Annotated in this window: 9 protein-coding genes; 5 read left to right on the top strand and 4 right to left on the bottom strand. The window is 61.7% G+C overall.

All coding sequences use genetic code 11. From position 1 onward, the window contains the following. Positions 1 to 8: 8 nt before the first annotated feature. The 5 genes from ACMGG8_RS09775 (at position 9) to ACMGG8_RS09755 (ending at position 5,677) form a co-directional block, all read left to right on the top strand. Entirely contained in the window at positions 9 to 686 is a 678-nt protein-coding gene (locus ACMGG8_RS09775) for a heavy metal response regulator transcription factor (protein ID WP_060840955.1), read from the top strand. After that, positions 676 to 2,040 (top strand): heavy metal sensor histidine kinase, encoded by a 1,365-nt coding sequence (locus ACMGG8_RS09770; protein WP_060840956.1) that lies wholly within the window; start codon positions 676 to 678, stop codon positions 2,038 to 2,040. The genes ACMGG8_RS09775 and ACMGG8_RS09770 overlap by 11 nt, the downstream gene beginning before the upstream one ends. Before the next feature lie 235 nt (positions 2,041 to 2,275). Beyond that, on the top strand, positions 2,276 to 2,500 hold the full coding sequence (locus tag ACMGG8_RS09765; protein WP_060840957.1) for a hypothetical protein: 225 nt from the start codon (positions 2,276 to 2,278) through the stop codon (positions 2,498 to 2,500). Positions 2,501 to 2,690: 190 nt separating this feature from the next. Continuing rightward, positions 2,691 to 4,013, top strand: coding sequence for an OprD family porin (locus ACMGG8_RS09760; protein ID WP_414159508.1), 1,323 nt, complete (start codon positions 2,691 to 2,693; stop codon positions 4,011 to 4,013). A gap of 140 nt (positions 4,014 to 4,153) precedes the next feature. Next, entirely contained in the window at positions 4,154 to 5,677 is a 1,524-nt protein-coding gene (locus ACMGG8_RS09755) for a diguanylate cyclase (protein ID WP_060840959.1), read from the top strand. A gap of 67 nt (positions 5,678 to 5,744) precedes the next feature. On the opposite strand, the gene lpxC is transcribed toward ACMGG8_RS09755, so the two are convergent. The 4 genes from lpxC to ACMGG8_RS09735 form a co-directional block, all read right to left on the bottom strand. Then, the gene (lpxC, locus tag ACMGG8_RS09750) at positions 5,745 to 6,656 is read right to left on the bottom strand and encodes a UDP-3-O-acyl-N-acetylglucosamine deacetylase (RefSeq protein ID WP_011063304.1); all 912 of its coding nucleotides are present in this window, start codon (positions 6,654 to 6,656) and stop codon (positions 5,745 to 5,747) included. Positions 6,657 to 6,768: 112 nt separating this feature from the next. After that, the gene (ftsZ, locus tag ACMGG8_RS09745) at positions 6,769 to 7,959 is read right to left on the bottom strand and encodes a cell division protein FtsZ (RefSeq protein ID WP_060840960.1); all 1,191 of its coding nucleotides are present in this window, start codon (positions 7,957 to 7,959) and stop codon (positions 6,769 to 6,771) included. Positions 7,960 to 8,031: 72 nt separating this feature from the next. After that, positions 8,032 to 9,291 carry a cell division protein FtsA gene (gene ftsA, locus ACMGG8_RS09740; RefSeq protein ID WP_060840961.1) on the bottom strand — a complete coding sequence of 420 codons (1,260 nt, stop codon included), beginning with the start codon at positions 9,289 to 9,291 and terminating at the stop codon, positions 8,032 to 8,034. Between the two features lie 14 nt (positions 9,292 to 9,305). Then, entirely contained in the window at positions 9,306 to 10,172 is an 867-nt protein-coding gene (locus ACMGG8_RS09735) for a cell division protein FtsQ/DivIB (RefSeq protein ID WP_016966667.1), read from the bottom strand. Position 10,173 lies beyond the last annotated feature (1 nt).

The raw sequence follows: 10,173 nt of genomic DNA, 5'->3' as shown, positions 1-10,173 counted from the left end.
GGCGGGTCATGCGCGTTCTGATTATCGAAGACGAAGAAAAAACCGCGGACTATCTGCATCGCGGGCTGACCGAGCAGGGTTACACCGTGGACCTGGCCCGGGATGGCATCGAGGGGCTGCACCTGGCGCTGGAAAGCGACTACGCCGTGATCGTGCTGGATGTCATGCTCCCCGGCCTGGACGGCTTTGGCGTGCTGCGGGCCCTGCGCGCGCGCAAGCAGACCCCGGTGATCATGCTCACCGCCCGCGAGCGCGTCGAGGACCGGATCCGCGGCCTGCGCGATGGCGCCGACGATTACCTGGGCAAGCCCTTTTCCTTCCTTGAACTGGTGGCCCGCCTGCAGGCCCTGACCCGCCGCAGCGGTGGTCACGAGCCGGTACAGATCAGCATCGCCGACCTGTGGATCGATCTCATCAGCCGCAAGGCCAGTCGCGGCGGCAGCCGTCTGGACCTGACCGCCAAGGAGTTCTCCCTGCTCAGCGTGCTGGCCCGGCGCCAGGGCGAAATCCTGTCCAAGACCTCGATTGCCGAGATGGTCTGGGACATCAATTTCGACAGCGACGCGAATGTCGTCGAAGTGGCGATCAAGCGCCTGCGGGCCAAGCTCGACGGACCTTTCGAGCACAAGCTGCTGCACACCATCCGCGGCATGGGTTATGTGCTGGAGAACCGCAGTGGCGAGTAACTCCATCGCCCTGCGCCTGAGCGGGCTGTTCACCCTGGTGGCCCTGCTGATCTTCCTGCTGATTGGCGGCGCCCTTTATCAACAGGTGGACAAGGGCCTGGGCCTGCTGCCGGAGGCCGAGCTGGACGCGCGCTACAGCGTGCTGGAGTCGGCCCTGAACCGCTACGGCAATCCGGAACACTGGGCCAAGATCAACGCCAAGCTCAAGCTGCTCAGCGAGGAAGACAGGCGCATCCGCTTCTGGGCGGTGAGCGCCGACCCCGGTTATGAATACGGCAACCCGGACCCGCAGATCCGTGCATTCGCCGAAGGCCCGTTGGGCATGCGCGACCTGAACCTGAGCGACCATCCCTATCCGTTGAAGGTGCTGGTCAGCCAGTTGCCGGCCAAGGAACAACGCCCGCCCCTGCGCTTTCTGATCGCCATCGAGACCGACACCGTTCACCAGACCCAGCACCAGTTGCTGATGGCGCTGATCGGCCTGGCCATCGTCGGCGTCGTGCTGGCCTCGGCCCTGGGTTACTGGGTGGCGCGGATCGGCCTCAAGCCGCTGATCAAGCTGTCCCAGGAGGCCCAGCGGCTGGCACCGCCACGGCTGTCCGGGCGCCTGCAACTCTCGCCCCTGCCACCGGAGTTGAGCCAGTTCGTCAACTCCTTCAACTCCACCCTGGAACGGGTCGAGCAGGCCTACTCGCGCCTGGAGTCGTTCAACGCCGACGTGGCCCATGAACTGCGCTCGCCACTGACCAACCTGATCGGTCAGACCCAGGTGGCCCTGACCCGTGGCCGCTCGGCGGAGCATTACTTCGAGGTGCTGCAATCCAACCTTGAAGAACTGGAACGGCTGCGCTCCATCGTCAACGATATGCTGTTCCTGGCCAGCGCCGACCAGGGCAGCAAGGCCACCAAGCTCACCAGCACCTCCCTGGCGGCGGAAGTGGCCACCACCCTGGACTACCTGGATTTCATCCTCGAAGACGCCCAGGTCCGGGTCGAGGTCCAGGGCGATGCCCAGGTGCACATCGAAATTGCCCACCTGCGCCGGGCCCTGATCAACCTGCTGAGCAATGCCGTGCAGCACACGGCGGCGGGCGAAGTGATCCGGGTGCGGATCGAGGTGCAGGAACATCAGGTGACGATCGCCGTGAGCAATCCGGGGCAGAGCATTGCCAGTGAACACCTGCCCAGGTTGTTCGAGCGCTTCTACCGGGTCGACGCCTCGCGCAGCAACAGCGGCGCCAATCATGGCCTGGGGCTGGCCATCGTCAAGGCCATCGCCCTGATGCACGGCGGCGACGTGTTCGTGCGCAGCGACCGGGGCATCAATACCTTCGGCCTGTATCTGCCTCTCTGACTCGCGGGTTCTCGGGCTCTCGGTTTCTGTGGGAGCCGGCTTGCCGGCGCAGGCGTCGACGAAGCGCACGCCCATCGCAATGACGCCCTGGCTGGCCAGCCAGGGCCGACAAGTTCGCGCCTACTGTTGTTTTTTTGGTAACAGTCCTTATCCTGTTCGGCTCTTTTTCCTGCCGCCCACTGGTTATATTTTTGTCGCACCGAATTGAACTTGCTCTGCAAGAAGGTCTTCAGAAATGTCCAACAGTATGGGTATCGCCAGCGCCTTTGTTTTGTCCTCTCTGTTCGTGGCGCCAATGGCCATGGCCGAGGAATCCCAGGGATTCGTGGCCAGAAATGCCGCACGCGCCGCCGCATTCGAACAAGCCCAGATCGCTCAGGCCGCCCAGCAGCAAAACAGTCAGCAAGCCCAGAAAGTCACAGCTGAGCAAAAACAGAGCGACGCTCGAAAAGACAGCTGAGCCGCGATACCGACTCGTTTCCCTCGACAACTTCTCTGCTTTCAACCCCGGAGCAAGTTGTCTTAAAGCCGCTGACTTCAGCGGCTTTTTTTTGCCACGCAAGAACCCGCGCCCCAGGCGTCGAGCCTGGGGCAAGCAACTCGCGATTTCACAATAAGAAACCCAGTTCATCCACCAAAGGAGCTACACGTTGTTCAGGATCTCACTGAAAGCCAGTCCACTATTCATTGCAATCGCTGCAACGATCCCCGCCTCGGCCCAGGCCGGCGAAGAGAGCAAGAGCGAAGGCTTTGTCGCCGGATCGAGCCTCAAGCTCAATGCGCGCAACTACTACATGAACCGCAACCGGCAGCAGGCGGATGACAACATCGAATGGGGCCAGGGTTTGCTCGGTGTCTTCGAGTCCGGCTATACCCAGGGCACCCTGGGCTTCGGCCTGGATGCCAATGCCATGCTCGGTCTGAAGCTGGACGGCGGTGGCGGCACCAGCAACTCGAGCATCCTGCCCGTCAGCGACGGTGGCCAGCACAAGGCGCCGGGGTCGTTCTCCAGCGCCGGGGCCACCTTGAAGATGCGTGCCTTCGACACCGAGCTCAAGGCCGGCGACCTGTTCCTCAACAACCCGGTGATCGCCGGGGGCATGAGCCGCATGCTGCCGCAGACCTTCCGCGGCATCAGCCTGACCAACCGCAGCTTCGACGGTTGGATGATCGAGGGTGGCCAGGCCAGCTTCACCAAACCCTACAACCAGAGCGGACACAAACGCATCGGCAGCTCCTACGGTAGCCTGCGCGATGGTGACGAGAGCCGGCACCTGAACTGGGCCGGGGTGGCCTGGAGCGGCGTGCCGGGGCTGACCAGCAGCCTCTACGCCTCCGAACTCAAGGACATCTGGAACCAGTACTACTACGACCTGGACTACACCTACGCGGTCAACGACCTGGTCAGCCTCAACCCTGGCCTGCACGTCTATCACACCCAGGACACCGGCCAGGCCCTGCTGGGCCACATCGACAACAACACCTACAGCCTGCACTTCACCGTCGGCGTGGGCAGTCACAGCGTCACGGCCGCCTATCAGCGGGTCAACGGCAACACCCCGTTCGACTACATCGCCCAGGGTGACAGCATCTACCTGGACAACTCCCAGCAGTATTCGGACTTCAACGGTCCCAACGAGCGGTCGTGGAAGCTCAAGTATGCGTACGACTTTGCCGGCCTCGGCCTGCCGGGCCTGACTTCGTCGCTGTCCTACTCCCGCGGTGAACTGGACCTGACCAAGGTCGATCCGGACAGCCGTGGCTATGCCTCCTGGTACAGCGCCGACGGCAAGAACGCCAAGCACTGGGAACGCGATCTGGACCTCAAGTACGTGGTTCAGGGCGGCAGCGCCAAGGACCTCGCCGTACGCCTGCAATGGGCGACCAACCGTGGCGGCAACGGCTATGGCGCGCTGGATAACGACACCGATGAATACCGAGTGATCGTCGACTACCCGATCAACGTCTTCTAAGGCGCTTCAGTCAAAAAGGCCGGCATGTTTTGCTGGCCTTTTTTGTATCCGGGATTTATACAGGCGCGACGGCGTGACCGTTTTCTGTAACCCACGTCCACACTAGACTGACACCTGTCGACGTAGCAGAAATCAAAATCATGAGCGTGAGCAGTGCGCCCCCTCGCACAGGGAAAATCGCGTCAAAGACGGAACGCCTGGTGGTCCTGGCCAGTTCGCTGATCGTCGTGGCCATTCTCAGCATCGTCACCTACCTGTTGATCCGCGAACACGCGGCTGCCGAGCAGGCGGCGACCCGTGCCGCGAACAACATCGTGCAACTGATCGATGCCGATGTGTTGCGCAACGTCGAGCTCTACGACCTGTCCCTCAAGGGCCTGATCAACGCCACGCAACGCGACGACCTCAAGGGCATTTCGGCGTCCATCCGTCATCTGGCACTGTTCGACCGGGCCACCGCCGCGCCCTACAAGGGCGACATCCTGCTGCTGGACAGGCACGGCAACGTGCTGGCCGACTCGGCCTCGGTCGTGCCGCGCACAGGCAACTACGCCGATCGCGAGTACTTTCGATCGCACCTCGACAATCCGGACCCGGGCATGATGATCAGTCCACCGTTCCGCGCGCGCACCACCGATCACGATTGGCGGATCAGCTTCAGCCGGCGGCTCAGCGATGAGCATGGCCAGTTCATTGGGGTAGCCGAGGCGGCCATGCGCCTGAGCTACTTCAATGAGCTGTTCAAGAATCTGGATATCGGGCGCAACGGCTCGATCAACCTGATCAGCCGCGATGGGGTTCTGCTGGCCCAACAGCCGCCCCTGGCGGATGACCTGATTGGCAAGAACTTCAGCAACCGTCCCAACTTCTTGCGCATCCTGCGCGAAGGCAATGGCAGCTTCAGAAGCGTTTCCAGTGTTGATCAGAGGCAACGGCTGTACACCTTTTCCCAGGTGGGCGATCTGCCGCTGATTGTGATTGTCGCGCTGTCCATCGATGAGGTCTTCGCGGCCTGGCAACGTACCGCGCTGCTGATCAGCGGTGCCACTGGGGGGCTGTGCATCGCTCTGTTCTGGTTGACCTGGCAACTGTGTCGCGAACTGCGGCGCCGACAGAACGCCGAGCAGGAGCTGGCACGCCTGGCAGCCGTCGATGCCCTCACCGGCGTGGCCAATCGCCGGACCCTGGACCAGGTGCTGAGCAACGAATGGGCCCGGGCCCGACGCACCCATCTGCCGTTGTCGCTGTTGATGATCGACGTCGATCACTTCAAATCCTTCAACGACCGCTTCGGCCATCCGCTGGGGGACCAGGCCCTGCGTGCGGTGGCGCAGTGCATCGACGCATGCGCCGGGCGGCCGTCGGACCTGGCGGCGCGCTATGGCGGCGAGGAGTTTGCGGTTGTCCTGCCGGGGACCGACAGCGCTGGTGCCGCCGTCCTGGCGGAGAAGATCCGCGCCAGCATCGCCGCCTTGCCGGCCGTCAGCGCGCAGGCCACGCCACTGACCGTGAGCATTGGCATCAATACCTGGTCAGGCCATGCCGAGATCGCTCTGGAACAATGGGTAAGCGACGCCGACAAGGCGCTGTATCAGGCCAAGTCCAGCGGTCGCAATCGGGTGGTTTCCAACATGTCCTACAGCGGCTACCCGCGCAGCGCCTGAAACCTTGGGCATAAAAAAAGGCCATCCGGGGGGATGGCCTTCAAAAACAAAAGGAAAGAGAGAGTACTTACACGGCCGCGACCGGACGCATGTAAGAGATCGGTGCAGTACTGGCGTCTTCGAAGGTCACGACTTCCCAGGCATCTTTCTGCTCAATCAACTTGCGCAGTAGCTGGTTGTTCAGTGCGTGGCCCGACTTGAAGCCTTTGAACTCGCCTATCAGGCTATTGCCCAGCAGGTAGAGGTCACCAATTGCATCCAGGATCTTGTGCTTGACGAATTCGTCTTCGTAACGAAGGCCGTCTTCATTCAGTACGCCATCCGAATCGACCACAATGGCGTTTTCCACGCTGCCGCCGAGTGCGAGGTTGTGCTTGCGCAGGTACTCGATATCACTCATGAAACCAAAGGTACGGGCGCGGCTGACTTCTTTTACAAACGAAGTGCTGGAGAAGTCCACGCTTGCACTCTGGGTGCGGTCACGGAAAACCGGGTGATCGAAATCGATCTCGAAGCTCACTTTAAAACCATCGAAAGGCACGAAAGTGGCGCGCTTGTCGCCGTCTTCCACGGTCACTTCACGAAGGATGCGGATGAACTTTTTAGCTGCGTCCTGTTCTTCGAGGCCAGCAGATTGAATCAGGAATACGAAGGGTCCGGCACTGCCATCCATGATCGGGACTTCGGACGCGGAGAGCTCGACGTAGGCGTTATCGATGCCCAGGCCAGCCATGGCCGAGAGCAAGTGCTCCACCGTGTCCACTTTGACGTCACCGTTGACCAGAGTGGTCGACATCGTGGTTTCGCCAACATTTTCCGCGCGAGCAGGAATCTGCACCACAGGGTCCAGGTCGGCACGACAAAACACAATGCCGGTGTCGACAGGCGCAGGCTTGAGGGTCAGGTAAACCTTCTCCCCGGAATGCAGGCCTACACCTGTGGCACGGATAATATTCTTCAGGGTGCGTTGTTTAATCATGGCTTGGGCCGCTTCAGCGCAAATTGCGAACTGGTATCAACAAAGGCTGGCGATAATAGCAGACCATGCCTTTGCTGAACACCAATCACCCTAATACCCCTGATACATTCCATCAATCGGCCTGACGACGCAGGAATGCCGGGATGTCCAGGTAATCCAGATCATCTTGCGGATTCAGCTTCGCCGCGGTCGCCGCGTTCGACTGCGCCTGATTGCGCATGACGGTAGGACGATCCAGGTCACGGTAGTTCACCGACGGCAGTTCCTGACGAGCAGGAGCCGGTTGCGACTGCGCGGACATGGAAGTCTGAACTGTGTTGTCGATGACCTTCACAGGCTTCTCGATTTTCGCGCCCAGGCCGGTGGCCACTACGGTTACATGCAGCTCGTCACGCATGTCCGGATCGATAACAGTACCGACCTTGACCATGGCGTGTTCGGAAGCGAAGGCTTCGATGATGCTACCCACGTCGGAGTACTCACCCAGGGACAGGTCAGGACCTGCGGTGATGTTCACCAGGATGCCGCGTGCACCTTCCAGGTTCACGTCTTCCAGCAGCGGGTTGCGGATCGCCGCTTCAGTGGCTTCACGTGCACGGTTTGGACCGCTGGCGCAGCCAGTGCCCATCATCGCCATGCCCATTTCGCTCATCACGGTGCGTACGTCGGCGAAGTCGACGTTGATCATGCCCGGACGCTTGATGATGTCGGAGATACCGCGAACGGCACCGGCCAACACGTCGTCAGCCTTGGCGAAAGCCGACAGCAGGCTGGCGTCCTTGCCGAGGATGGTCAGCAACTTCTCGTTGGGAATGGTGATCAACGAGTCGACGCTTTCGCTCAGCGCGCGGATGCCCTCATCGGCGATCTGCATGCGCTTGCGGCCTTCGAACGGGAACGGACGGGTCACCACCGCGACGGTGAGGATGCCCATTTCCTTGGCCACTTCAGCAATGATTGGCGCTGCACCGGTACCGGTACCGCCGCCCATGCCGGTGGTGATGAACACCATGTTGGTGCCCGCCAGTACTTCGGCGATACGCTCGCGGTCTTCCAGAGCGGCTTGACGGCCGACTTCCGGATTGGCGCCAGCACCCAGGCCCTTGGTCACGCCGGTACCCAGTTGCAGGATGGTCCGCGCGCCGATGTTTTTCAGCGCTTGAGCATCAGTGTTGGCGCAGATGAACTCGACGCCTTCGATGTTGCTCTTGACCATGTGATTGACCGCGTTGCCGCCGCCACCGCCAACACCGATAACCTTGATTACCGGACTCTGCGGGATGTTGTCTACGAGTTCGAACATTTTCCCTCTCCTTTCATTTCTCTAGTTTTTCGCCTACTGCCTACTGCTTTGAAACGGTGTTGCGGTAAATCTTTAGAAGTTGCCCTGGACCCAGCTCTTGATGCGGTCCAGCAACGCGGCCTTGGGCTCGTCGCTGCTGTAGCTGTCGCGGCTGCCGATGCCGGAGAACGAGATGCCATCGGACTGTTTCTGCAGTCCGTACAGCAGCAGGCCAACACCAGTGGAATAAATCGGGTTGCGCACCACGTCGGACAGGCCCTTGACACTGTGGGGCACGCCCAGGCGAACCGGCATGTGGAAAATTTCCTCGGCCAGTTCCACCGCACCTTCCATCTTCGAAGTGCCGCCGGTGAGCACGATGCCCGCCGGGATCAGGTCTTCGTAGCCGCTGCGACGCAGCTCGGCCTGGATCAGGGTGAACAATTCGTCGTAACGCGGTTCGACCACTTCGGCCAGGGCCTGGCGCGACAGCTCGCGCGGCGGACGATCGCCGACGCTCGGCACCTTGATGGTCTCGCCGGCGCCAGCCAGCTTGGCCAGGGCGCAGGCGTAACGGATCTTGATCTCTTCGGCGTACTGGGTCGGCGTGCGCAATGCCATGGCGATGTCGTTGGTCACCTGATCGCCGGCAATCGGGATCACCGCGGTGTGACGGATCGCGCCTTCGGTGAAGATCGCCATGTCGGTGGTGCCGCCGCCGATGTCCACCAGGCATACACCCAGCTCTTTCTCGTCGTCGGTGAGTACCGAATAGGCCGAAGCCAGTTGTTCGAGGATGATGTCGTCGATTTCCAGGCCGCAGCGACGCACGCACTTCTCGATGTTCTGCGCGGCATTCACCGCGCAGGTCACCACGTGCACCTTGGCTTCCAGGCGCACGCCGGACATGCCCAACGGCTCGCGCACGCCTTCCTGGTTATCGATCACGTAATCCTGCGGCAGGGTGTGCAGGACCCGCTGGTCAGCCGGGATCGCCACGGCCTGTGCCGCATCCAGTACCCGCTCCAGGTCCGCTGCGCTGACTTCACGGTCGCGGATCGCCACGATGCCATGGGAGTTCAGGCTGCGAATGTGATTGCCCGCCACGCCGACGAACGCCGAGTGGATGCGGCAGCCCGCCATCAGTTGCGCCTCTTCCACCGCGCGCTGGATCGACTGCACGGTGGACTCGATATTCACCACCACGCCCTTCTTCAGGCCGCGGGAAGGATGGGTGCCGATGCCGACGATTTCCAGCGAGCCATCGGCCGCGACTTCGCCCACCAGCGCCACCACCTTGGAGGTGCCGATATCCAGGCCGACGATCATTTTGCCGCTTTGCACATTTGCCATGGTCCTGCCTCTTCTTAATTCTTCGCGACGGCAGGTTGCGCCGTCGTGGGTGCCGCCGGATCGCGCCAGCCCACGGCCAGGCCGTTGGCATAGCGCAGATCGATGCGCGCGATGTTCGTGATCTGTTCTTTCAGCGTTTTTTCATAAATGGCAATGAAGCGGCGCATCTTCTCCACCAGATGATCGCGGCCCAGGAGCAACTCGATACCGGGACCGGCACTGCCGGCACCGGTGGTCAGGAACCAACTGCCGCGCTCGCGCAGCTCCAGACGGGCGATCGAAAAGCCCAGCGGCCGCAGCATCTGGCTCAACACCTGATACTGCTGCATCACTTGCTGCTGGGCCCGCTGCGGCCCAAACAACTGCGGCAAGTGTTCGTAGTTCGCCAGTTCACGCGGGGTGAAGGCCTGGCCCTGGTTGTTCAACAGCGCCTCGTCGCCCCAACGGGCCACCGGCAGTTGTTCTTCCAGGCGAATCACAACCTGGTCCGGCCACACCCGACGAACTTCGGCGTGGGCGATCCAGGGCATCTGTTCCAGCTCGGTGCGCATGCTCGCCAGGTCGATGGTGAAGAAGCTCGCCGCGACATAGGGCGCGATCCGCTGTTGCACCGCCTGCTGGCTGATGTAGCTCAAGTCCCCCTGCACCGCGATCTTGGTGATCGGCCGGTCGGCGTATGGCAGCAAGCGCTGGGCACCTTCATAGGTGCCAAACCCCAGCGCCACCAGCAGTACCGGCCAGAACAGGCTTTTCAGAAAGCCGAAGTTGGCTTTCGGCAGGCGCACCGACATCGGCTCTTTGGCCACCATGCGGCTGGCACCCCGCGGCACCGGCTTGCGGCCGGGTGCGGGTTGCTGATGACGAAGCGACGCGCCTTGCATG

The sequence above is a fragment of the Pseudomonas sp. BNK-45 genome, from assembly GCF_047456255.1.
In the GTDB taxonomy this organism is placed as follows: Bacteria; Pseudomonadota; Gammaproteobacteria; order Pseudomonadales; family Pseudomonadaceae; genus Aquipseudomonas.
This window is presented reverse-complemented; position numbering and strand designations above follow the sequence as displayed.

Coding starts and splice junctions, on each gene's coding strand:
- ACMGG8_RS09775 (WP_060840955.1), top strand. CDS start 9: ATGCGCGTTCTGATTATCGAAGACGAAGAAAAAACCGCGGACTATCTG.
- ACMGG8_RS09765 (WP_060840957.1), top strand. CDS start 2,276: ATGTCCAACAGTATGGGTATCGCCAGCGCCTTTGTTTTGTCCTCTCTG.
- ACMGG8_RS09755 (WP_060840959.1), top strand. CDS start 4,154: ATGAGCGTGAGCAGTGCGCCCCCTCGCACAGGGAAAATCGCGTCAAAG.
- lpxC (WP_011063304.1), bottom strand. CDS start 6,656: ATGATTAAACAACGCACCCTGAAGAATATTATCCGTGCCACAGGTGTA.
- ftsZ (WP_060840960.1), bottom strand. CDS start 7,959: ATGTTCGAACTCGTAGACAACATCCCGCAGAGTCCGGTAATCAAGGTT.
- ftsA (WP_060840961.1), bottom strand. CDS start 9,291: ATGGCAAATGTGCAAAGCGGCAAAATGATCGTCGGCCTGGATATCGGC.
- ACMGG8_RS09735 (WP_016966667.1), bottom strand. CDS start 10,172: ATGCAAGGCGCGTCGCTTCGTCATCAGCAACCCGCACCCGGCCGCAAG.